Genomic DNA, 21,573 nt, shown 5'->3' on the forward strand with positions numbered 1-21,573 from the left:
TGGTCAGAACCGGGGAGAGGAGCGCGTGATGCGGGCGATCTGGAAAGGAGCGGTGTCGTTCGGCCTGGTGTCGATCGGGGTGAAGGTCTACTCGGCCACCGAGGAGAAGGACATCCGCTTCCACCAGGTGCACCGCGAGGACGGCGGCCGCATCCGGTACAAGCGCACCTGCTCGGTCTGCGGCGAGGAGGTCACCTACGACGACATCGCCAAGGGGTACGACATCGGCGGCGGCGAGATGGTCATCCTCACCGACGAGGACTTCGCCGACCTGCCGCTGAGCACCTCGCACGCGATCGACGTGCTGGAGTTCGTCCCCGCCGAGCAGGTCGACCCGATCCTCTACAACAAGGCGTACTTCCTGGAGCCGGAGGGCTCGGCCACCAAGCCGTACGTGCTGCTGCGCGACGCGCTCGCCGACTCGGAGCGGGTGGCGATCGTCAAGGTGGCGCTGCGCCAGCGGGAGCAGCTCGCCACCCTGCGGGTACGCGAGGGCGTGCTGCTGCTCAACACCATGCTCTGGCCGGACGAGATCCGCCAACCCGACTTCGGCTTCCTCGACGAGGACCTGAAGGTCCGCCCGCCGGAGCTGGCGATGGCCAGCTCGTTGATCGACTCGATGGCCGGCGAGTTCGAGCCCGACGCCTTCACCGACGACTACCGGGCCGCGTTGCAGGAGGTCATCGACGCCAAGATCGAGGGCCGCGAGGTGGTCCAGCCGGAGGAGGAAGAGGCCGCGCCGGCCGCCGCGGTGGACCTGATGGCCGCGCTGAAGGCGTCCGTGGAGCGGGCCCGGGCGGCCCGGGGCGAGGCGCCCTCGGGTGGCGGCGCCGAGCCGACCCCGATCTCGTCGGCCCGCTCGGCGCAGAAGGCGGCGAAGGCCCCGGCCAAGAAGACCGCCGAGAAGAAGGCCGCCGCCAAGAAGGCCCCGGCCCGGAAGGCCCCGGCGAAGAAGGCCGCCGAGAAGAAGGCCGAGCCGGCCAAGAAGACGGCCGCCAAGAAGGCCCCGGCCAAGAAGGCGGCGGAGAAGAAGGCCGCGCCGCGCAAGTCGGCCTGACCGCCCGGAAACCTCCCTCGACCGGCCCACTGTCTGATCCGCCCTGCGCCGCAGGAGCACAGGGGGCGTCCGGCCGGGTACCGTGTGCGCTGGCCTCGGCGGCGGCCCGCCGGGGGCGCACCCACCCCACCCAGCAGGGAGTCGACGTGAGCGAGCGCGTGGAGAACCGGTCGGCGGGCCAGGGCCCGGGCACCAAGGCGGAACGGCGGCTGGCCGCCCAGCTGGCGGCGAAGCAGGCCGCCGAGAAGCGGCGCCGCCGGCAGTCGATGCTCGGCGCCTTCGCCGGTGTCCTCGCGGTGGCCGCGCTGATCGGCGGCATCGTCTGGCTGAACAGCGGCGACGACGACAAGAAGGTCGACGCGGGCGCGAGCACGTCGCCGAGCGCGGTGGCCGAGCCGACCATGGCCGCCCCGGCGCTGCCCGAGGGCGCCGACCCGGCGCTGGGCACCCGGCCGAAGGTCGAGGCCGGCACGGGCGAGCTGAAGAAGCTCGCCGTGACCACCCTGATCAAGGGCAAGGGCCCGGCCGTCAAGTCCGGCCAGACGATCACCACCAACTACGTGGGCGTCACCTACAAGGACGGCAAGGAGTTCGACGCCTCCTGGAACAACGGCCAGCCGGCCACCTTCCCGATCGGCGTCGGGCAGGTCATCAAGGGCTGGGACCAAGGCCTGGTCGGGGTGCCGGTGGGCAGCCGGGTGCAGCTGGACCTCCCGGCCGAGCTGGCGTACGGCACCAAGCCGCCGGCCGGCTACCCGGCCGGGGCGCTGCGCTTCGTCGTTGACGTGCTCGCCGCGCAGTAGGTCACAGCAGGCTTCCGTCCGGTCACCCAGCGGCAGTAGGTTCAAGGTCACCGCGGGCGGTCCCCGCCCGCGGTGACCTGCCCACCGACGCGGAGGTGCACGTGACGGCGCTGGACGACCCGGGAACGGCCCGGGTGATGTGGACCTGCTTCGAGCCGGTCCACGCGGTGACGTACTTCCACCCCCGGGCCCGGGCCGCCTACGAGGCGGTCGGGCTCCGCGGCTACTGGCGGGGCTACTTCGCCGGCCGGGCCGCCCCGCTGGGGCCGGTCGAGGCGCCGACGGTGGTGGCCGCCTTCTTCAGCTTCGCGCCGGCGATGGTGGCCCGGGCGCTGCCCTCGGTGTGGCGGCTGGCCACCCCGCAGGAGGCGCTGCGCGCTCGGCTCACCGGGGCGGTGCAGGCGCTCGCCGAGTTCACCTACGAGCTGCCCGAGGCACACCTGGTCGAGGCGGCCGACCTGCTGGAGGAGGCGGCCGGCCGGGTGGAGGTCGCCGGCCGGGTGCTCGGCGCGGTCAACGCGGCCCTCCCTCGGGGCGAATATCCGCTGGCCCGGCTCTGGCAGGCCGCCACCACGTTGCGCGAGCACCGCGGCGACGGGCACGTGGCGGCGCTGGTCACCACCGGCCTGGACCCGGTCGAGGTGGTGGCCTGGCGGTGCCGGGTCGACCAGTCCCGGCAGTTCCACCAGGCCGCCCGGGGCTGGACCGACGAGGAGTGGACGGCCGCCGAGGAGCGGCTGGTGGCGAAGGGGTGGCTGACCTCCGAACGGACCGCCACGGAGCACGCCACCGCGACGTTCCGGACGGTCGAGGAGGCCACCGACCGGGCCGCGCTCGGCCCGTGGCGGGCGCTGGGCGCGGAGCGTACGGCGCGGTTGCGCGAGTTGCTCGACCCGATCGCCACCCGGTGCCGCACGATCATCCCGGCGAAGGCCCCGATCGGCCTGCCGGCACAGCGCGACAGCGCCAGGGACGCGTCGGCCCCGGCCCGCTGAGCCACGCGTCGGCCCCGGCCCGCTGAGCCACCGCCGGGCCGGTCCTGCTCCGGCCGGGGCCCGGTCCTGCTCCGGCCGGGGCCCGGTCCTGCTCCGGCCGGGTCCGGTCCTGCTCCGGCCGGGTCCGGTCCTGCTCCGGCCGGGTCCGGCCGGGGGCCGGCCAGGGTCCGGCCGTTGGCGTCCGTTTCGGCGCGGGCCAACGGATCATCCGGGCCGGGGGTCAGCCGGCCCTGGGTGGATCGGTCGGCGCGAGCAGATCCAGAGCCTGTTCCGTCGTCAGGCTGGCCGAGCGGGGATCGACCGAGTCGAAGAAGCGCGCACCCGTGTCGCGGGCGAGCGCGACCAACGCGTCCAGCGCGGGCGTGACCTCCTGCCGGAATTCGTGCACCGGCTCACCCCAGGATCTGTCCGCGATCTCGACGACCACCCGCTGGACGCCCTGCGCGCCGGCATAGACAAAGCCGTCGATGCTGGCTCGCGCTCCGGTGAATTCAAGCTCGACGACGTCGCCGTCCTCGATGGGAAGATCCAGCTCGGGATCGTCCCCGAACACTTCCCGCAATCTGCCGAGAACGACGTCGACCGGCAGGTCGGCCCCCGGCTCACCGGCTTCATCGAATTGCATGACGACAAGTTGGTCACCCATAAAAGGCCGGGTTGGGTCGACCAGCCGGTCGACCCAACCCGATCACCTCCTCAAGCGCTCATTCGGGGAAGTGGATGGTATAGGGGATGTTATTCCGGATCAAGCAGTCGAGGATTTCCTGGGTCGGGCCCAGGCTGTCGTACGCGTCATGCGGCAGGAAATGCCAATGGATCCCGCGTACCTTGTACTTGCTGGTCTGCTTGTTCGCGTCCACCACGTCGACCGACGGCTGCTTGAGCATCCAAGCGTCCTTCTCGCATTCGGCCAATTCGCTGCCGTAGTTCGGGACGCCGGTCTTCACCTCGTGCAGAGTCAGTTCGCCCGGCGGATCCTCAACGGCGATGTCCGGCTTCCGGGAAACAGATCTCGGCGTCGGATACTGCGGGGTCAACACCTTGAGGTTGCGGTGCCGGGTGCCGGTCAGCAGGGTGTTCGCGACGAAATCCTCCCCGTCCCGCCAGCCGTACATGTAGCGGACCCGCGGACCCGCGACATGCAGCGCATTCTGGTACGCGGCCCGCAGCCGGGCGAAACTCGTCCGCTCGCCCTTGGCGAGTCGCAGCATGCCGGCCCGCACCGATAGCGTGCTGAAGCCGGCGCTCGGGAATCCGGCGTCCTGGAGCGCGGTCCAGTCGTCACCGAGGATCTGTTCGAGCGCGGCTTCCTTGATGCTGTCCGGAATGCTCTCGTACGTGGCGACGAGCAGGACGACCTGTTCGAGTCGGTGCGCGAATTTGAGGACGAACCGTACGGCCTTCCCCGGAATCGCCACGGCGTCCCCCACGTAGGGGACGACGCCGAGGATGCTCAGCCCCGCACCGATCCAGTCACCGTGGATCAGCCCGGCAATGGTGTCGCGGATGTCGGCGAGGCCGCCGACGATCCAACCGACGACCGGGATGAAGCTCAGCGCGCCGGAGCACAGGTTCCCGGAGAGCCAGGCGATCGAGTCACGCGGGGCGAAGTCGCCGGCGAACATGCCGAGCAGGAAGTCGGACACGTAGGTCCACTTGCTGACCTGCTCGTCCGGGCGGCCCGGGTCGAGACCCTGGTCGTCCCTGTGCGCCACCTCGTAGTCGTCGCGCAGGCCGTCGCCGTCGGTGTCCTGGACCAGGGGGTCGATCCCCAGGTCGTTGATCTCCGTGCCGTCGGACAGGCCGTCGCCGTCACTGTCCACATTGTTGACGTCGGTGAGGGCTTCCTCCTCCGCGACGTCGATCAGCCCGTCACCGTCGGTGTCCGCCTCGTTCGGCACCGGCACGATCGGCGGCACGTCGCCAGGCGCCGGCGGGGCGCGGGGCTGGTCGGGAACCAGTGGGTTGCTGCCCTTGGCGACCTCGGCGCCGTCGTTGGCCCCGTCACCGTCGGTGTCCGGGTTGGTGGGCGAGGTGCCCAGGTCCTGTTCCTGGAGGTTGGTGAGGCCGTCGTGGTCGACGTCCTCATCGCCGTCGGTGACCGAGTCGCCGTCGGTGTCGGCCTGGTTCGGCCGGGTCCAGCCCGCCAGCTCGGTGATCTCGAACTTGTCGGTCAGCCCGTCGCCGTCGGAGTCGACCAGCAGCGGGCTGGAGCCGAAGCGCAGCTCGACCACGTCGATCACGCCGTCGGAGTCGTGGTCGCCGTCGTAGCTGATGCCCAGCCGGGCCAGCACGTTGAAGCCGCTCGCCCAGGCCCGCCCGGCCTGGATCGTCGCCGGCTCGACGTTGGCCTTGACCAGCATCTCGTCGGCCTTGGCCAGGTTGCCCCGGGCCGCCTCCAGATCCGCGAACGCCTCGGTCAGCCCCGCCGGGGCGGGCGCGGGTGGTGGGCTGGCCCGGAACGGGCCGATGGTCGCCTCGGCGTCCTGGATCGCCGCGTCGGCCAGCAGCCGAGCACCGGAGAGGGTCTCCACCAGCGCCCGGACGTGCGCCTGCTCCGCCGCACCGTTCGGCGGGCTGGCCCCGGTCAGCCGGCTCTTGAGGAACGATTCCAGGGGCTCCAGGTGGTCGAAGGCGACCTCGCCGTCGGCGGCGCTCTTGAGCCGCGCGCCGTCGAAGTACCGGCTCTGCACGTCGGCCAGCACCGGGGCGAGCCGGCTGTCACCCAGGCCACCGGTCACGTACGGGGCCAACGCCTCGCCGGACTCGGTGATGTAGAGCTTCGCGTCGCGGGTGTACTTCGCGGTCGGGATCTTCCCGACCTCCGTCTTCCAGAGCGGCGTCTCCCCCGCCGACGCCGAACTGCCGAAGAGCGCCAGCTGCGCCACGACGGCGGTCGCCACCGCCGCAGCCAGGCTTCTTCGTCGTAACCGTCCATCGAATTGCATGCATACTCCCATGTATCGATTGGCTGGGTCCTGCGCAGACTAGCCCGCACGGGTGACAGCCCGCCGCCCCTTTACTCACGGATCGCCACCACGACGGACGCGTCCCGCCGTCTGGACAGGCGTCGCCGCGAGGCCGGCGACGGCGAACTGCGGTGTCTCCCGGCTGGTGCCGACGCTGACCTGGCCATGGTTGTGGTGCAGGTCGTAGCGCCGTGGGGGATGGCCACGCCGATGGCGTGATCGCAGCGAGGACGCCTCTGCAGCGACACCGGGCGGGCGGATCGGCAAACGTCCGAAAAAATCTTGCGGACCGATGTCGTGGGCCGCGGTTCTGCTCCGACTAGGGGGTCGAAGGACGCGCTGGGCGTCCCCGGCTGGAGGAGCAGGAACCATGGGAAGGATCGTCCTGGGCATGTCGGTCTCGCTCGACGGGATCGCCGGGAGCAGCAACCTTGACGTACCGGGGGAGTCGATGGCCGTGCACGAGGCCGTCCTCGGCTGGCAGTTCCCGCTCCGGAGTTGGCAGGAGCGCCAGGGCATGTCCGGGGGTGAGGACACGGAGGAGTCGCGGTTGTGGGCGGAAGACTTCTCCCGGTGGGGCGCGCAGGTTGTCGGCCGCCGGATGTTCGACTTCGGTAACCCGCACTGGGGCGAGAACCCGCCGTTCCGCGTACCGGTCGTGGTGAACACCCACCGCCCCGAAGCCCCGATGGAGAAGCTGGGTGGGACGACCTACATCTTCGTCACCGGCGGCATCGAGGAGTCGGTGCGCCGGGCGCGCGAGCTGGCCGGTGACCGTGACGTTCTGATCGCCGGCGGCGTGCAGCTTGCCCGCCAGGCGCTGGAGGCCGGACTGGTCGACGAACTCTCCCTGCACGTTGCCCATGTGGTGCTCGGTCACGGCGAGCGGTTCTTCGATGCGGTCGCCACGCCCCTCCGGCTGCGTCCGATCCGGACAGTCGCGGGGGCCGGCGCCACCCATCTGAGCTACGACGTGCTGCGCTGACGCTGGTCGCACGGCTCGAGGCGCGTCGCCCGCGCCTCGAGCCAACGCCGCTCGACGGCGTTTCCGGCGGACGCCCCGGCCCGGGCCCACTCGGTCCGGGCGGCGGCGCGTTCGCCGAGCCGTTCCAGCACATGAGCTCGGGTCGCCAGGAAACGGTGGTGTTCAGCGAGCCGGGGATCTTCCGCGAGCTCCGCCAGAAGAGCGAGCGCCGCGTCCGGACCCCGTACCTCGGCGAGCGCGACGGCCCGGCCGAGGCCGGCCATCGGGTTCGGGGCGACCCTGTCGAGAAGCTCGTAGAGGGCCAGAATCTGCGGCCAGTCGGTCTCCTCAGCCGTCGCCGCCTCGCTGTGCAGCGCGGAGATCGCGGCCAGCAGTTGATAGGGGCCGACCGGCCCGGAGGCGAGCGCCTGCTCGGCAAGCGCCACGCCCTCGGCGATGAGCGAGCGGTCCCATCGCGAGCGGTCCTGTTGATCGATGGTGACGATGTCGCCGCCGTCGTCGAGGCGGGCGGCTCCGCGGGCCTCGGCCAGCAGCATCAGCGCGAGCAGCCCGGCCGTCTCGGGCATTTGCGGAGCGGCCCGATGCGCCATTCGGGCCAGCCGAATGGCCTCGGCCGCGAGGTCCGGCCGGGTCAGGCGCTCACCCGAACTGGCCGCGTATCCCTCATTGAAGAGCAGGTACAGAACGTGCAGCGCGCTGGCGAGGCGGACAGCGCGCTCCGGCGGCTCGGGCTCGGGAAAGCATGCCCCGGCCGCGTGGATCGCCTCCTTCGCCCGGGTGATGCGTCGGGCCATCGTCGTCTCGGGCACCAGGAAAGCGCGCGCGATCTCGCCGGTCGTCAGGCCCGCGACCGCACGTAGGGTGAGGGCGATGCTGCTCGCGGTGCTCAGCACCGGATGGCAGCAGAGCAGGAGCAGCTCCAGCGAGTCGTCCTGGGCTTCTGGCGCGGGCTCGGCCGCGGCTGCCTCCTGGAGCCGGGCATGTGTCAGTTCACGTGCGCGCCGCGCCGTGTCGCTGCGGGCAATGTCGACGACCCGCCGGGATGCGACGGCGTACAGCCAGCCGAACGGGTTGTCGGGCACCCCGTCGTCCGGCCAGGACTTCACTGCGGCCAGAAGGGCCTCCTGGACCGCGTCCTCGCAGCTGTCCAGGCCGCCGTAGCGACGGAGCAGCGCCCCGAGTACCCGCGGTGCGTGCTCGCGCAGGATGGGGCTGAACGTGTCCGCGGCGGTCAGCGGGGACGCTCCGGGTCGACCCCGTCCCCGTGCGCGATCGGCCACACCTCGACCGCGCCCTTGGCGGCGAACGGGATTTCGGCGGCGATCTCCAGCGCCCGCTCCAGGCTTGGCACGTCGAGGATCCAACTGCTGGCGATGTACTCCCTGGTCTCCAGGTAGGGCCCGTCCGTCACCACCGGGACCCCGGCGCGTACCCGCACGACCTTGGCCTGGGTCTCGTCGGCCAGCCCGAAGGAGGCGACCAGCTCCCCTGAGCGGCGGTGTTTGTCGTTGAAGGCATCCTGGGCGGCGATCGCCACCGGCCACTCCTCGGGCGGAACCGACGCCCAGAAGTCCCGGTTTCCGTAGATGATCGCGAGGAACCGCACCGGCCTTGCCCGCCCTTCTCATCCGGGTGAACTCGCCGAACGATACCGCTGCCGGACGGTGTTCCGGCGGTTGCGGTGCCGGGTGCCGGTCAGCAGCGTGTCCGCGACGAAATCCGCCCCGTCCCGCCAGCCGGACACGTAGCGGACCCGCGGTCCGGCCACCGGCCGGCCCGCCCCGAAGGCGCCGAGCGAGCGGCGGACACCCGACCGTCGATCCGGCAGGATGGGTACGTGGTGGACGCGGTGCTCTTCGACCTCGACGGCGTGCTGGTGGACTCCGAGCCGGTCTGGGAGGAGGTCCGGCGGGCGTACGTGGCCGCGCACGGTGGCACCTGGCAGCCGGACACCCAGCGCCGGCTGATGGGGATGAGCACCGCCGAGTGGGCGTCCTATCTCAGCGGCGAGCTGGGCGTGGACCGCAGCGCCGAGCAGGTCGCCGCCGAGGTGGTGGCCGAGATGACCCGCCGGTACGCGCAGCGCGTACCGCTGATCGACGACGCCGACGCGGTGGTGCGCCGGATGGCCGCGCGCTGGCCGCTCGGGCTGGCCAGTTCCTCCCCCACCCGGCTGATCGCGGCGGCGCTGGACGCGATGGGCCTGGCCGACGCCTTCGGCGCCACGCTGTCGACCGAGGAGACGGCCCGGGGCAAGCCGGCGCCGGACGTCTGGCTGGCCGTGGCGGCCCGGCTCGGCGTGGACCCGGCCCGCTGCGTGGCAATCGAGGACTCCTCCAACGGGGTGCGGTCGGCGGCCGCCGCCGGGATGCGGGTGGTGGCCGTGCCGCACGGGTCGTACCCGCTGGACCCGGACGCGGCGGCCCTCGCCGCAGTGCTGCTGCCGGAGATCGGCGCGCTCACCCCGGAGCTGGTGGCCGGGCTCGGCTGAGCCGCCGGCCGCACGTCCGGTCCGCGCGGTGGTACGTCCGGCATGCCATCCTCCTGCCCGGCTGTGCCTGGTTGTACGGTTTCGGGGGCGCGCCCGGCCGAATGATCAGGCAGGGTCCGGGTAGCGCAGCCGTTGGGGACGTCGCGACGGGGAGGGGACGGCGATGAAGGCGGTCGTGTACGAGCGCAACGGGGACGCCTCGGTGCTGGCGGTGGTCGAGCGGCCGATCCCTGAGCCAGGCCCCGGCGAGGTGCTGGTGCGGATGGCGGTGGCCGGGGTGAACCCGACCGACTGGAAGGCCCGTCGGGCGTGGCCGCTGCCGCAGGGCTGGCAGATTCCCGGGCAGGACGGCGCCGGGGTGGTCGAGGCGGTCGGCGAGGGGGTCGACCAGATCCTGATCGGCGAGCGGGTGTGGCTCTGGGAGGCGGCCTGGCAGCGGCCCTGGGGCACGGCCGCCGAGTACACCGTGGTGCCGGTCCGGCACGCGGTGCGGCTCGGTTCGGCCCCGTTCGACCTCGGGGCGGCCCTGGGCATCCCGTTCATGACCGCGCACCGCTGCCTGACCGCCGGCGAGTTCATGCCGGAGAAGCTGCACGCGGGCGCGCTCAGCGACCATGTGGTGCTGGTGCAGGGCGGGGCGGGCGCGGTGGGCAACGCGGCGATCCAGCTCGCCCGGTGGGCCGACGCCTGCGTGATCGCCACGGTCAGCAGCCCGGAGAAGGCGCAGCTCGCCGCGGCGGCCGGGGCCAGCTTCGTGATCAACTACCGGGAGCAGGACGTGGTCGAGGAGGTCCGCAAGGTCGCTCCCGACGGGGTGCACACGGTCGTCGAGGTCTCCGCGGCCCGCAACGCCGCCACCGACGTGCAGCTCCTGCGCACCGGCGGCGCGGTCTGCGTGTACGCCGACGACGGCGGCACGGAGGTGACGCTGCCGATCCGGCCGCTGATGATGCCGAACGCCCGCTGGCAGTTCGTGCTGATCTACACGGCGCCGAAGGCGGCGAAGGCGCAGGCGGTGTCGGACATCGCGGCGGCGGTGGCGCAGGGCGCGGTCCGGGTGGGCGAGGAGGCCGGCCTGCCGCTGCACCACCACCCGCTGGAGGCGGCCCGGGCGGCGCACGAGGCGGTGGAGAACTCGGCGGTCGGCAAGGTGCTGATCACGACCAGCGAGGCGGGCTGACCCGAAGCAGATTTCCCCATCATCGGGACAGAGGCGAACAAGTTTCGCGAGAATGACGGTGCGGGTCGCCCCGCACAAAGGGACGGGCGGCCCCGGCGCGGTGCGAACGCCGGGGCCGCCCTCTGGGGAGGGATGTCCGCGAGGACCGATGCCCCTACCCGTGTTGGCGACGGTACGCCGGAATGCGTTACGGCGCGGTCAGTTCGCGTACCTCCAGGCCGCCTTCCGCGTACCGGGACCGGACCACCTTCTTGTCGAACTTGCCGACGCTGGTCTTCGGGACCGCGTCGATGAACGCCCAGCGCTCCGGCAACTGCCAGCGCGCCACCGACTTCGACAGGAAGTCGCGCAGCTCCTCGGCGGTGACCGCGGCGCCCTCCCGGATCACCACGGTGGCCAGCGGCCGCTCGTCCCAACGCTCGTCGGGCACGCCCACCACGCAGGCCTCCAGCACCGCCGGGTGACCCATCAGGGCGTTCTCCAGCTCCACCGAGGAGATCCACTCCCCGCCCGACTTGATCACGTCCTTGGCCCGGTCGGTCAGCGTGATGTAGCCGTCCGGCGACAGCGTGCCCACGTCCCCGGTACGCAGCCAGCCGTCCCGGAACTTCTCCTCGTCCGGGGTCTCGTCCCCGACGTACCGGGCGGTCACCCACGGCCCGCAGACCTCCAGCTCACCCACGGAGGTCCCGTCGGCGGGCAGCGGCTCCCCGAGCGGGCCGACGATACGGGCGGCGACCCCGGCGGGCACCCGGCCCTGGGTGTAGCGGTAGCGCCAGGCCGTCTCGCCGGTCGCGCCTGCCGGCGGCCGGGAGACCGAGCCGAGCGGCGACATCTCGGTCATGCCCCAGGCGTGGATGACCTCGATCCGGTGCCGGTCGTGGAAGGCGTGCATCAGCGCCGGCGGGCAGGCCGAGCCACCGACGATCACCTCCCGCAGCGAGGAGGTGTCCACCTCGTGGCTGTCCAGGTAGGCCAGCAGGTCGGTCCAGATGGTCGGCACCGCGCCGGCCAGGGTGGGGCGCTCGGCGGCGATCATCGCGGCGATCGGCTCGGCCTGGAGGAACCGGTCCGGCATGATCAGCGACGCCCCGGAGAGGAACGCCGCGTACGGCAGGCCCCAGGACATCGCGTGGAACATCGGCACGATGGCCAGCTCGCGGTCCTCCGGGCCGAGGCCGAAGCCCTCCGGCATGCAGACCTGGAGCGAGTGCAGGTAGATGGAGCGGTGCGAGTAGGCCACCCCCTTGGGGTTGCCGGTGGTCCCGGAGGTGTAGCAGAGCGCGGCGGCGTCCCGCTCGTCCACCTCGGGCCAGTCGTAGACCTCCGGCCGGCCGTCCAGCAGCGCGTCCCAGTGGTGCACGGTGATCCGGTCGCCGGCCGCCGCCAGCAGCGGCGCGGGATCGCCGCCCCCGACCACCACGACGTGCCGCACCGTGACCAGCTCGCCGATCACCCGGGCCAGCAGCGGGATCAGCGTGGTGTCGACCAGCACCACGCGGTCCTCGGCGTGGTTGGCGATGTAGGCGACCTGGTCCGGGAAGAGCCGGATGTTCAAGGTGTGCAGCACCGCGCCCATGCTCGGCACGGCGAAGTACGCCACCAGGTGCTCGTTGTTGTTCCACATGAAGGTGGCGACCCGCTCGTCGCCGGTCACCCCGCACTCGTCGCGCAGCGCGTGGGCCAGCCGGGCGGCGGTGCGGCCCACCTCGGCGTACGACATCCGGCGGGGTTCCGCGCCGGTCCAGGTGACGACCTCGGCCGTGCCGTGCACGGTGGAGCCGTGTTCGAGGATCCGGGCGACCTGGAGGGGGGCGTCCATCATCGTGCTACGCATGGGTAACAACGTAGTGTCGCCGGTCACACGTACGGAACCCCCGGAACGGCCGACGTACCCCGGCGGGGTGCGTAGATTGTCCGGGTGAGCATCTCGTGGGCCGACTCGTACGTCGGGCAGCTCCGCGCCCTCGCCGGCGACCGCACCCTGATGTTCGTGGGCGCCCGGGCCGTGGTCCGCGACAACGCCGCCCGGGTGCTGCTGATCCGCCGCTCCGACAACGGCCAGTGGGCGCTGCCGGCCGGGGCCATGGAGCTGGGCGAGTCGATCGCCGACTGCGCCGTCCGGGAGGTCCGCGAGGAGACCGGGCTGCGCGCCCTGCGGGTCAGCGCCTTCGCCCTCTACACCGGCCCCGACCGCACCCACACCAACATGTACGGCCACACCTACCAGGTCTTCACCACCGCGTTCCGGGTCGAGGAGTGGGACGGTGACCTGCTCCGGATGACCGACGAGACCACCGACGCCGGCTTCTTCCACCCCGAGGAACTGCCCACCCCGCTCTCCGCCAGCGTCCACGAAACCCTCGCCGACCTGGACGTCTTCGAGCAGACCAACCGGCTGATCCTCAAGTGACGGCGACCCCGGCGGGCCCCCCGCCGCAGCGTCGCCGCGACGTGACGGTGACCCCGACGGGCCGCCGGCCGACCCGCCGGCCCGCGCCGGCCGGGCCCGGCCGGCGCGGCTGACCGCCGGTCAGAGCATCGTCTGCGACTTCGCCTCCATCTCGGCGGCGGCCTCCTCCTTCGACTCCTTCGCCAGCGGCTTGCCGCCCGGCGCGGGCGCCTTGCCGCCCAGCGGGTCCGCCCCGCCGGTGGCGCCCTGCGGCCCCGCCCCGCGCAGCTGGGCGTTCGGCATCAGCAGGGTCACCAGCACGGCCAGAATGGCGATCAGCCCGGTGGTGAGGAAGACCAGGTGCAGCGCGTCGACGAAGGCGCCCTGGATGGCGGCCCGCACCGGGCCGGGCAGGGCCAGCACCGTCGCCGGATCGTTGATCGAGATGTCGGTGCCGCCGCTGGCCGCCACGGCCGCCCGCTGGTCCGGCGGCAGCTGCGCGATGGCGCCCGGCAGCCGGTCGGCGAGGTGGCGGGTGAGCTGGGACGACAGCACCGCCCCCAGGATGGCCACCCCGAACGAGCCGCCCAGCGACCGGAAGAAGGTCGCCGAGGAGGTGCCCGCGCCCAGGTCCCGGGGGTCGACCGCGTTCTGCACGGCCAGGATCAGCGACTGCATGCACAGCCCCAGCCCGACCCCGATCACCACCATGAAGCCGAACGCGACCCAGAGCGAGGTGGCCACCTGGAGCTGCCGGAACAGCAGCATGCCGGCGACCAGCACGGCCGAGCCGGCCACCGGGAACCACTTGTACCGCCCGATCCGGCTCATCGCCCGGCCGGTCAGGATCGAGGTGATGATGATGCCGGCCATCATCGGCAGCATCAGCAGACCGCTGCGGGTCGGCGAGGCGCCCTTGACCAGCTGGAGATAGAGCGGGATGAAGATGATCGACCCGAACATCACCAGACCGAGCACGAACCCGGCCAGGTTGGCCAGCGAGAAGGTGCGGTTGCGGAACAGCCGCAGCGACAGGATCGGTTCCGCCACCCGGGCCTCCTGGAGCACGAAGAGCACCGCGAGCACCGCGCCGGCCACCAGCAGCCCGATGATCACCCCGGAGCCCCAGGCGTACTCGTTGCCGCCCCAGCTCAGCGCGAGCAGCAGGCAGCTCACCCCGGCGACCAGCAGCCCCGCGCCGAGCCAGTCGACGGCGTGGTCCCGGCGCTGGAACGGCACCAGCCGCATCACGTGATAGCAGACCACGATCGCGAGGATGCCCAGCGGCACGTTGATGTAGAAGATCCACCGCCAGTTGGTCTCCGCGAAGTAACCGCCGACCAGCGGCCCGGCCACCGAGGAGATGCCGAAGACGGCCCCGAACAATCCCTGGTAGCGGCCGCGCTCCCGGGGCGAGACCACGTCCGAGATGATGGTGAACGCCAGGGTCAGCAGGCCACCCGCGCCGAGGCCCTGCACACCCCGGGTGACGATCAGCTGGGTCATGTTCTGCGACAGGCCGGCCAGCAGCGAGCCGAGCAGGAACGTGCCGATCGAGAAGAGGAAGACCGGGCGGCGCCCGTACAGGTCGGCCATCTTGCCGTACAACGGCGTCGAGGCGGTGGAGGCGAGCAGGTACGCGGTGACCACCCACGAGTAGTGGTTGATCCCGCCCAGCTCGCCGACGATGGTGGGCAGCGCGGTGCCGACGATGGTCTGGTCCAGGGCCGCCAGCAGCATGCCGGTCATCAGGCCGAGCATCAGCAGGCGGATCTGGCGGGCGGGCAGCACGGGACGAGCGGCCTGGGCTGTCATCCCGCTTCCTTTCCCACCGGGGGCGGATCATGCCCCCGGCGGGAGAAGAAGTCAGTGCCGACCCTCGGCGAACTCCTCGACGATCTTGGCGCAGAACGCCGGCAGGTCGTCCGGCTTGCGGCTGCTGACCAGCCCGTTGTCGGTCACCACCGGCTCGTCGACCCAGGTGGCGCCGGCGTTGGTGAGGTCGGTACGCAGGCTCGGCCAGGAGGTGATCCGCCGGCCCCGCACCACGTCCGCCTCGACCAGCGTCCACGGCCCGTGGCAGATCACGCCGACCGGCTTGCCGGCGTCGAAGAACGACTTCACGAACCGGACCGCCTCCGGGTCCGTCCGCAGGAAGTCCGGGTTCGCCACGCCGCCGGGCAGCACCAGCGCGTCGTACGCCCCGGCGTCCGCCTCCTTCGTCGTCACGTCGACCGGGTGCTTCCCGCCGTGGTCCAGGTGGTTGAAGGCCTGGATCTCACCGGGCTCGATCGAGACCAGCTCGACCCGGGCGCCGGCGCTCTCCACCGCCTCGCGGGGCTTGGTGTACTCGACCTCCTCGACGCCGTCGGCGGCCAGGAACGCGATCCGCTTGCCCTGCAGTGTCGCTGCCATGGTGCTTTCTCCTCTCCGGGGTGTTCTTGACCCGTTCCCGGGGCCGGCGCGACGAAACCGGACCCCGGCGTGGCCCGCCCCTCAGCCGGGCAGGTTTGGCCGGACCGGCTCGGGGGACCCGAAGGGGCATGGCAGGAGCAGCAGCGGAAGAGCGCCGGCTCGCCACCGTCGTGGAGAGCTGGCTGGGGCGCCCCGTGCTGGTGGTCGGCGACGCCATGCTGGACGAGTGGCGGTTCGCGGAGTCCGACCGGCTCTGCCGGGAGGCGCCCGCCCCCGTCCTCACCCTGCGCCGGCGCATCTCCGCGGCCGGCGGCGCGGCGAACACCGCGGTCAACGTCGCCGCGCTCGGCGGGCGGGCCGCCCTGGTCGCGCCGGTCGGCGCCGACGTGGCCGGCGACGAACTGCACGACTGCCTCGACCGGGCCGGCGTCTGGGACCGTACGGTCAACCAGCCGGGCCGGCCGACCCCGGTGAAGCGGCGGATGCTGGCCGGTAACCAGATCCTGCTCCGCGAGGACTCCGGCGACCCGGACGACGCGCTCGACGACGACGGGGTGGCCCGGCTGCTGACCGCGCTGCACTGCGCCACCGAGGAGCTGCACGCCGCCGCGCACGGTCAGCCGCTCACCCTGGTCGTCTGCGACTACGGCCTGGGGGCGCTGCCCGGCGGGGTCCGCGCCTGGCTGGTCGCCAACCGGGACCGCTACGCCACGGTCGCCCTCGACGCGCACGATTTGGCCGACTGGCGCGGCCTGAACCCCACCGTGGTGACGCCGAGCTTCGCCGAGGCCACCCGGCTGCTGGCCCGGGCGGCCGCCGGGTTCAACGGCGCCGGGCACCCGCCGAGGCGGGTGGACGGCCTGCACCTGGACCACCAGGACGACCCGGCCGACGGCCCTTCCGAGCTGGTCGTCGGCGCGGCCCCCGGCGGCGCCGGTGAGCCCGCGCCGGTCCCGGACCCGCTCCGCGACGGCAGCAGCCTGGCCATGGGCTCCGCCCCCGCCGGGCACCGGCCGCCCGGCACCCCACACCCGACCTCCGGCACCGCGCCGGCCGCCGCCGGACCGACCGGCGAGCCGACGCCCGGCGAGGAACGGGTCGCGCTCACCGGCGACGGGCTGAGCGTGACCGGCACCGGCGTGACCGTGAACGCCGAGGTCGGCGAGGGCGTCGACCGGGCCGTGCTGGCCCAGTCGCGCCTCGACGAGCTGCGCGCGCACACCGGCGCGGACGTGGTGGCGGTGACCCTGGACACCGAGGGCGCGGTGGTCGGCGGGGCCGACGGCGAGCCCCGGCGCAGCCACAGCACCCCGGTCCCGGCCAGCCACGCGGTGGGCGCCGGGGACGCGTACCTGGCCGCGATGACCCTGGCGCTGGCGGCGGAGGCGAGCCTGCCGACCGCCGCCCAGCTCGCCCAACTCGCCGCCACCATCACCGTCTCCGACACCGGGACCTGCGTGTGCCGGCGCGAGGACCTGCTGGACGCGCTCGGCACCGGCCCGGAGGAGGGCGACCATCCCACCCTGGTCGGCGCCGCCGAGCTGGGCGCGATCGTCACCGAGCACCGGCGGGCCGGCCGCTCGATCGTGTTCACCAACGGCTGCTTCGACGTGCTGCACCCGGGGCACGTCCGTTACCTCACCCAGGCCCGCGCGCTCGGCGACCTGCTGGTCGTGGCGGTCAACTCCGACGGCAGCGTACGGCGGCTGAAGGGGCCGGACCGGCCGGTCAACCCGGTGGAGGACCGGGCCGCGCTGCTCGCCGCGCTCGAGTGCGTCGACCACGTGGTGGTCTTCGAGGAGGACTCCCCGGCCGGGCTGATTGAGGCGGTCCGCCCGGACGTCTACGTCAAGGGCGGCGACTACCCGCCCGAGATGGTTCCCGAGGCCCCCCTGGTCCGCCGGCTCGGCGGGCAGGTCCGCACCCTCGGGTACGTGCCGGACCGGTCCACCTCGGCGATCATCGACCGGATCCGGGCCCAGTCGGTCACCCCGCCGGTCGGCGAGGGCAGGTCGGCGTGAACCGACCGCTCGACCTCGGCGACCCGGCAGGGTTCCGCCGCCCCCGGCAGCTCGACGTGCTGATCCCCACCCGCAACCGCCCGGCCGAACTGGCGGTCACCCTCTCCGGGCTGGCCGCCCAGGAGGACGTACCCGGCTTCGGCGTGGTGGTCAGCGACCAGTCCGACGGGGACCCCGCGTACGCCCACCCGGCCGCGGCCACCATGGTGCGGGCGCTGCGCCACCGGGGTCACCCGGTGCTGCTGACCCGCCGGCTGCCCCGACGCGGCCTGGCCGAACACCGCGCCTACCTGTTGAGCCGGTCGGTCGCCGAGTACGTGCTCTGCCTCGACGACGACGTCTGGCTGGAACCCGGCACGCTGTCCCGGCTGGTCACCGCGATCCGCGAGCTGGGCTGCGGGTTCGTCGGCAACGCGGTGCACGGCCTGTCGTACGCCGACGACGTCCGGCCGGAGACCCACCGGCACTACGAGGAGTGGCCGGGCCGGCCCGTGCCGGAACGGATCCGCCCCGGCACCCCGCAGTGGCAGCGGGCGTCCATCCACCCGGCCGCGAACCTGCTGCACGTCACCGAGAAGCTGCGGCTGCCGCCGGGCGCCTGGCGGGCGTACAAGATCTCCTGGATCGGCGGGTGCGTGCTCTACGACCGGGCCCGGCTGGTCGACGCGGGCGGCTTCGAGTTCTGGCGGCGGGTGCACGAGCGGCACCAGGGCGAGGACGTCGCCGCCCAGCTCGCGGTAATGGCGCGGCACGGCGGCGCGGGCGTGCTGCCCAGCGGGGCGTACCACCTGGAGTCGCCGACCACGGTGACCGAACGGGAGGTGGAGGCGTGGGAGGTGCTCCTCACCGACCAGCCGGCCTGACCTGCTCGACCCGGACGCCGCCGGAGACGCCGACGTCCGCGAGCAGCTCGCGGGCGGCCTCGACCACCTCGATCACCGGTACGTCGGCGACGAAAGAGTCGCGGTGCGGGCACTCCCCGTCGCCGGGGCGGTGCGGGTAGATCCCCGGGGTGCAGTCCACGCCGCAGACCGGGCAGTGGGTGGTCCACGAGGCGATCGGGCGGTGCCGGGCGCGCAGCGGGGTGGCCCCGTTGATCAGGTTGCCGACCCAGTAGACGCCCACGGTCGCGGTGCCGACGGCGGCGGCCAGGTGCAGCGGCCCGGTGTCGTTGGAGACCACCAGCGCGCAGCCCTGGTAGCAGGCGGCCAGCCCGCCGAGGCTGAGCGTGCCGACCTGCGGACTGACCGGCACGCCGGCCGCGGCGACCACCGCGTCGACCGTCTCCTGCTCGGCCGGGGTGCCGGTGACCAGCACCTCGTACCCGTCGCCGGCCAGCGCCCGGGCCACCGCGCCGAACCGGTCCGGCGGCCAGCGGCGGCGATTGTCGGTGGCGCCGGGATGCAGCGCCACCCGGGGCCGGGTGGGCGCGCCGAGCACCCGGCCGGCCTCGGCCCGGTCGGCGTCGGTGACCGCCAGGGCCGGGGTGATGGTGACGGCGGGCGCCCCGACCAGGGCCACCACCTCCAGGGCCCGGATCACCTCGTGCTGGTAGTAGACGTAGCGCAGCCAGCGGTCCAGCGGCGGCGCGTCCTCGGCGCGCAGGCCGGCGGTGACCCGGGCGCCCAGCCCGGCCACCACCGGGTTGGAGTTGGCGCCGCCGCCGTGCACCTGCAACGCCAGGTCGAACCGTTCCGCGCGCGCCGCGGCCAGGAAGTCCGCCATGGCCGCCGGTTCCTCGCCCGGCCCCGGTTCCCGGATGCCGGGCGCCGGCGGCACCACCAGCACCCGGTCCACCGGGCCGGGCCGGTCCGCCCAGAGCTTCGCGTGCCACGGCGCGCCGAGCAGCACCAGCTCCGCCGCCGGGTACGCGGCCCGCAGCGCCTCCAGCGCGGGCAGGATGAAGATGAAGTCGCCGAGCGCGTTGGCCCGCAGCACGGCGATCCGTTCGACATTGGGCACCCGCTCCCCGATCGGGCCGAGCACCGGCGACGGCGGCAGGTCGCGGCGCGGCGAGCTGGGGTTGTCGCCCGGGGTGCCCACGCGACCCCTACGGCCGGTCGATCTCGTCGACCGTGGTGTCCGGGTGGTGCAGCTCCCGGTCCGCGGCCGGATCGGCCAGCCGCCGGCCGTTCCCGGTGGCGGCACGGGGACCGGACCGGCCGACGGTGATGGTGCGCGGCGCGGGCCGGGCGGCCCGGGGCAGGTGCACCCGGAGCAGGCCGTGGTCCATCACCGCGTCGATCCGGTCGGGGTCCACCCGGGACGGCAGGTCCACCCGGTACTCGAAGCCGCGCGTCTCGAAGCCGCCCGGGATGCCGTGATCGGCGTTGACCTCGGCCTCCGAGCGGGCCCGTACGCACAGCTCCCGGTCGTCCAGCTCGACGGCGACCTCCTCGGGTGCCACGCCCGGCAGCCGGACCACCACCTCCCAGCCGTCGGCGGCCTCGGTCAGCTCCACGTCGGGGCTGCCGGACCGGCCACCGACCAGCCGGCTCAGCTCCGCGCGCAGCGACTGGAGCTCACCCATCGGGTCCCAGCCCTGCTGGCGTCCGCGCCAGCCCCGACCGCCACTCTGTTCCGTCATCGCGCCTCTCCGATCCGCTGGTTCGCCGAGGGGGGTCGCAGCGAGCTCGGGGCGTTCAGGTCGTGCTCCGGGTCCACCCCGACGCCGAGCCGGTCGACCAGCTCACCGCCGAGCCAGGCGCTGACCCCGAGGATCGCCACCGCGACCACCTCGATGGCGATCAGGGCGCCGCCGGCGGCCCGGGAGTCGGCGTTGAGCCGGACCACCCAGACCGCGGCGAAGAGCAGGATCACCGCGAGGTTGGCGGCGGCGTGGGTGAGCCCGACCCGCTTCGCGCGGGTGCCGGTCGGCAGGGCCAGCAGGTCGACCGCGCCGGCCGCCGCGGCCAGCAGGCCACCGATCAGGCCGACCGCGATGTTCCAGTACGCGACCTCGCCCAGGAAGTCCGGCCCGCCGACGGTGTCCACCACGTCGAAGATCACCGCGGTGACCAGGAGCGCCACCGGGAACATGACCAGCATCGGGTGCACCGGGTGCCCGAGCACCTTCAGCCGGCTCTCCATCTCCGCCTCCGTCGATCGATCCGGGCGCGCTGCGGGTTAGCCCGTACCCGGGCCGACCGGGGGCAAACCTGGTCTGCCGCGCGCCCCTAGCTGACGATGACGGAAACCGGCCGCCCGCGGGACGGTTTCGCCGTCACCGTCGACCGACGGGGGGAGGCAGGCGTGCCGACGCAGGAGATGAGCAGCCCGGAGGAGTGGCAGGGGCACCGTCCGTCGGGCGCTGTGCGCCAGGTAGACCTGCTCCTCATCGGGCTCGACGCCGACGGCCTCCAGCAGCGCCCGAGGTTGAGGGCGCCTTCCCGGGGTACGGATTTCTCAGCCGACGACTGAACGACGAGGAGGATCCATGACCACGAAGGTCGAGAAGTCCATCGACGTGAATGTTCCGGTGAGCACCGCGTACAACCAGTGGACGCAGTTCGAGGAGTTCCCCCGGTTCATGGGCGGCGTGCGGGAGGTGCGCCAGCTCGACGACCGGCGGATGCACTGGGTCGCCGAGATCGGCGGAGTGAAGCGCGAATGGGACGCCACGGTCCTGGAGCAGGTGCCGGACCGGAAGGTGGCCTGGGCGGCCACCAGCGGCGCCACCAACGCCGGCGCGGTCTACTTCCAGCCGATCGACACCGACCGCACGCAGGTCCGCCTCTGCCTGGAGTACGAGCCGGAAGGGCTCGTCGAGAAGGCCGGCGACAAGCTGCACATCGTCGAGAAGCGGACCGAGGCCGACCTGGAGAAGTTCAAGGCGTATATCGAGAGCCGGGGCGCCGAGACCGGCGCCTGGCGCGGCACCGTCGACGACGGCCGTACCCTCGGCACGCCCGGCCTCGCGCACGCCGCCGGCTCGGTCGGTGACGACGGCAAGGCCGGCGTCTCCGGCACCGCGGTGGCCGCGGGCGCCGTGGCCGCCGGCGCGACGGCCGGCGCAGCCGCGCTGGCCCGGCACCGTAGGGACAGCCAGGACGACAACCCGCAGACCGGGTACGCGGTGACCGACCTGCCGGCGCAGCGGGCGGGCACCTTCCCGCCGGACCCGGCCGACCCGCACCGCGACCGCTGACCTTTCACCTCCCTGCCGGAGCGAGCCCGGTGGGCCGGCCCCGAGCCGTGCCCGCCGGGCTCGCTTCGTCAAAGCAGTCCGGGCCGGCGCGGGCTGGCTTCGTCGAAGCCGTCCGGGC

At 73.2% G+C, this 21,573-nt stretch carries 19 protein-coding genes and 1 pseudogene; 10 read left to right on the top strand and 10 right to left on the bottom strand.

Features of this window, described 5'->3' with window-relative positions; genetic code table 11:
• Positions 1–28: 28 nt before the first annotated feature.
• The 3 genes from LQ51_RS15360 (at position 29) to LQ51_RS15370 (ending at position 2,855) form a co-directional block, all read left to right on the top strand.
• Entirely contained in the window at positions 29–1,057 is a 1,029-nt protein-coding gene (locus LQ51_RS15360; RefSeq protein WP_046566412.1) for a non-homologous end joining protein Ku, read from the top strand.
• A gap of 146 nt (positions 1,058–1,203) precedes the next feature.
• Positions 1,204–1,860 (top strand): FKBP-type peptidyl-prolyl cis-trans isomerase, encoded by a 657-nt coding sequence (locus LQ51_RS15365; RefSeq protein ID WP_046566359.1) that lies wholly within the window; start codon positions 1,204–1,206, stop codon positions 1,858–1,860.
• A gap of 137 nt (positions 1,861–1,997) precedes the next feature.
• A complete protein-coding gene (locus tag LQ51_RS15370; protein ID WP_046566414.1) occupies positions 1,998–2,855 on the top strand; it encodes an SCO6745 family protein in 858 nt (285 codons plus the stop codon).
• A gap of 220 nt (positions 2,856–3,075) precedes the next feature.
• On the opposite strand, the gene LQ51_RS15375 is transcribed toward LQ51_RS15370, so the two are convergent.
• Positions 3,076–3,480, bottom strand: a complete 405-nt coding sequence (locus LQ51_RS15375; RefSeq protein ID WP_156313091.1) for a hypothetical protein — start codon at positions 3,478–3,480, stop codon at positions 3,076–3,078.
• A 79-nt stretch (positions 3,481–3,559) separates the two neighbouring features.
• Positions 3,560–5,758 (bottom strand): hypothetical protein, encoded by a 2,199-nt coding sequence (locus LQ51_RS31275; RefSeq protein WP_052744882.1) that lies wholly within the window; start codon positions 5,756–5,758, stop codon positions 3,560–3,562.
• Positions 5,759–6,194: 436 nt separating this feature from the next.
• Here LQ51_RS31275 and LQ51_RS15385 point away from each other — a divergent pair, with 436 nt between their 5' ends.
• On the top strand, positions 6,195–6,809 hold the full coding sequence (locus tag LQ51_RS15385) for a dihydrofolate reductase family protein (RefSeq protein WP_046566364.1): 615 nt from the start codon (positions 6,195–6,197) through the stop codon (positions 6,807–6,809).
• On the opposite strand, the gene LQ51_RS15390 is transcribed toward LQ51_RS15385, so the two are convergent.
• Positions 6,791–8,089, bottom strand: a complete 1,299-nt coding sequence (locus tag LQ51_RS15390) for an RNA polymerase sigma factor (RefSeq protein WP_369799859.1) — start codon at positions 8,087–8,089, stop codon at positions 6,791–6,793. The two genes, LQ51_RS15385 and LQ51_RS15390, sit on opposite strands and share 19 nt — an antisense overlap.
• Positions 8,041–8,415 carry a YciI family protein gene (locus tag LQ51_RS15395; protein ID WP_046566365.1) on the bottom strand — a complete coding sequence of 125 codons (375 nt, stop codon included), beginning with the start codon at positions 8,413–8,415 and terminating at the stop codon, positions 8,041–8,043. The genes LQ51_RS15390 and LQ51_RS15395 overlap by 49 nt, the downstream gene beginning before the upstream one ends.
• 231 nt (positions 8,416–8,646) lie before the next feature.
• On the opposite strand from LQ51_RS15395, the gene LQ51_RS15400 reads away from it, so the two are divergent.
• Positions 8,647–9,300, top strand: coding sequence for an HAD family hydrolase (locus LQ51_RS15400; protein ID WP_046566367.1), 654 nt, complete (start codon positions 8,647–8,649; stop codon positions 9,298–9,300).
• A 163-nt stretch (positions 9,301–9,463) separates the two neighbouring features.
• Positions 9,464–10,480: an NADPH:quinone reductase gene (locus tag LQ51_RS15405; RefSeq protein WP_046566370.1), complete on the top strand. Its 1,017-nt coding sequence runs from the start codon at positions 9,464–9,466 to the stop codon at positions 10,478–10,480.
• A gap of 187 nt (positions 10,481–10,667) precedes the next feature.
• Here LQ51_RS15405 and LQ51_RS15410 read toward each other — a convergent pair whose 3' ends face one another.
• Positions 10,668–12,317: a fatty acid--CoA ligase gene (locus LQ51_RS15410; RefSeq protein WP_046566372.1), complete on the bottom strand. Its 1,650-nt coding sequence runs from the start codon at positions 12,315–12,317 to the stop codon at positions 10,668–10,670.
• Between the two features lie 84 nt (positions 12,318–12,401).
• On the opposite strand from LQ51_RS15410, the gene LQ51_RS15415 reads away from it, so the two are divergent.
• A complete protein-coding gene (locus LQ51_RS15415) occupies positions 12,402–12,893 on the top strand; it encodes an NUDIX domain-containing protein (RefSeq protein ID WP_046566373.1) in 492 nt (163 codons plus the stop codon).
• A 120-nt stretch (positions 12,894–13,013) separates the two neighbouring features.
• Here LQ51_RS15415 and LQ51_RS15420 read toward each other — a convergent pair whose 3' ends face one another.
• Positions 13,014–14,687, bottom strand: a complete 1,674-nt coding sequence (locus LQ51_RS15420) for an MDR family MFS transporter (protein ID WP_046566374.1) — start codon at positions 14,685–14,687, stop codon at positions 13,014–13,016.
• Positions 14,688–14,738: 51 nt separating this feature from the next.
• Entirely contained in the window at positions 14,739–15,287 is a 549-nt protein-coding gene (locus LQ51_RS15425; protein WP_046566375.1) for a type 1 glutamine amidotransferase domain-containing protein, read from the bottom strand.
• A gap of 128 nt (positions 15,288–15,415) precedes the next feature.
• On the opposite strand from LQ51_RS15425, the gene rfaE2 reads away from it, so the two are divergent.
• Together rfaE2 and LQ51_RS15435 are read left to right on the top strand one after the other, a co-directional pair.
• Positions 15,416–17,308 carry a D-glycero-beta-D-manno-heptose 1-phosphate adenylyltransferase gene (rfaE2, locus tag LQ51_RS15430; protein WP_046566376.1) on the top strand — a complete coding sequence of 631 codons (1,893 nt, stop codon included), beginning with the start codon at positions 15,416–15,418 and terminating at the stop codon, positions 17,306–17,308.
• Positions 17,305–18,171: a glycosyltransferase family 2 protein gene (locus LQ51_RS15435; protein ID WP_046566378.1), complete on the top strand. Its 867-nt coding sequence runs from the start codon at positions 17,305–17,307 to the stop codon at positions 18,169–18,171. The genes rfaE2 and LQ51_RS15435 overlap by 4 nt, the downstream gene beginning before the upstream one ends.
• Here the strand turns inward: LQ51_RS15435 and LQ51_RS15440 are convergent.
• The 3 genes from LQ51_RS15440 to LQ51_RS15450 are packed head-to-tail and all read right to left on the bottom strand — an operon-like array spanning position 18,152 to position 20,398.
• Positions 18,152–19,309, bottom strand: coding sequence for a glycosyltransferase family 9 protein (locus LQ51_RS15440; RefSeq protein ID WP_369799861.1), 1,158 nt, complete (start codon positions 19,307–19,309; stop codon positions 18,152–18,154). The genes LQ51_RS15435 and LQ51_RS15440 overlap by 20 nt on opposite strands.
• A gap of 49 nt (positions 19,310–19,358) precedes the next feature.
• Positions 19,359–19,895, bottom strand: a complete 537-nt coding sequence (locus LQ51_RS15445; RefSeq protein WP_046566381.1) for an Hsp20/alpha crystallin family protein — start codon at positions 19,893–19,895, stop codon at positions 19,359–19,361.
• The gene (locus LQ51_RS15450; protein ID WP_046566382.1) at positions 19,892–20,398 is read right to left on the bottom strand and encodes a DUF2231 domain-containing protein; all 507 of its coding nucleotides are present in this window, start codon (positions 20,396–20,398) and stop codon (positions 19,892–19,894) included. The genes LQ51_RS15445 and LQ51_RS15450 overlap by 4 nt, the downstream gene beginning before the upstream one ends.
• A gap of 346 nt (positions 20,399–20,744) precedes the next feature.
• On the opposite strand from LQ51_RS15450, the pseudogene LQ51_RS33950 reads away from it, so the two are divergent.
• Positions 20,745–21,194, top strand: a pseudogene (locus tag LQ51_RS33950) (SRPBCC family protein); the annotation flags it as partial.
• Positions 21,195–21,573: the final 379 nt, after the last annotated feature.

The sequence above is a fragment of the Micromonospora sp. HK10 genome, assembly GCF_000982955.1.
Taxonomy (GTDB): domain Bacteria; phylum Actinomycetota; class Actinomycetes; order Mycobacteriales; family Micromonosporaceae; genus Micromonospora.

What these genes read in the sequence shown, in the direction of transcription:
- LQ51_RS15360 (WP_046566412.1), top strand. Translation starts at nt 29, where the DNA reads ATGCGGGCGATCTGGAAAGGAGCGGTGTCGTTCGGCCTGGTGTCGATC.
- LQ51_RS15370 (WP_046566414.1), top strand. Translation starts at nt 1,998, where the DNA reads ATGTGGACCTGCTTCGAGCCGGTCCACGCGGTGACGTACTTCCACCCC.
- LQ51_RS15375 (WP_156313091.1), bottom strand. Translation starts at nt 3,480, where the DNA reads ATGCAATTCGATGAAGCCGGTGAGCCGGGGGCCGACCTGCCGGTCGAC.
- LQ51_RS15385 (WP_046566364.1), top strand. Translation starts at nt 6,195, where the DNA reads ATGGGAAGGATCGTCCTGGGCATGTCGGTCTCGCTCGACGGGATCGCC.
- LQ51_RS15405 (WP_046566370.1), top strand. Translation starts at nt 9,464, where the DNA reads ATGAAGGCGGTCGTGTACGAGCGCAACGGGGACGCCTCGGTGCTGGCG.
- LQ51_RS15410 (WP_046566372.1), bottom strand. Translation starts at nt 12,317, where the DNA reads ATGCGTAGCACGATGATGGACGCCCCCCTCCAGGTCGCCCGGATCCTC.
- LQ51_RS15420 (WP_046566374.1), bottom strand. Translation starts at nt 14,687, where the DNA reads ATGACAGCCCAGGCCGCTCGTCCCGTGCTGCCCGCCCGCCAGATCCGC.
- LQ51_RS15425 (WP_046566375.1), bottom strand. Translation starts at nt 15,287, where the DNA reads ATGGCAGCGACACTGCAGGGCAAGCGGATCGCGTTCCTGGCCGCCGAC.
- rfaE2 (WP_046566376.1), top strand. Translation starts at nt 15,416, where the DNA reads ATGGCAGGAGCAGCAGCGGAAGAGCGCCGGCTCGCCACCGTCGTGGAG.
- LQ51_RS15445 (WP_046566381.1), bottom strand. Translation starts at nt 19,895, where the DNA reads ATGACGGAACAGAGTGGCGGTCGGGGCTGGCGCGGACGCCAGCAGGGC.
- LQ51_RS15450 (WP_046566382.1), bottom strand. Translation starts at nt 20,398, where the DNA reads ATGGAGAGCCGGCTGAAGGTGCTCGGGCACCCGGTGCACCCGATGCTG.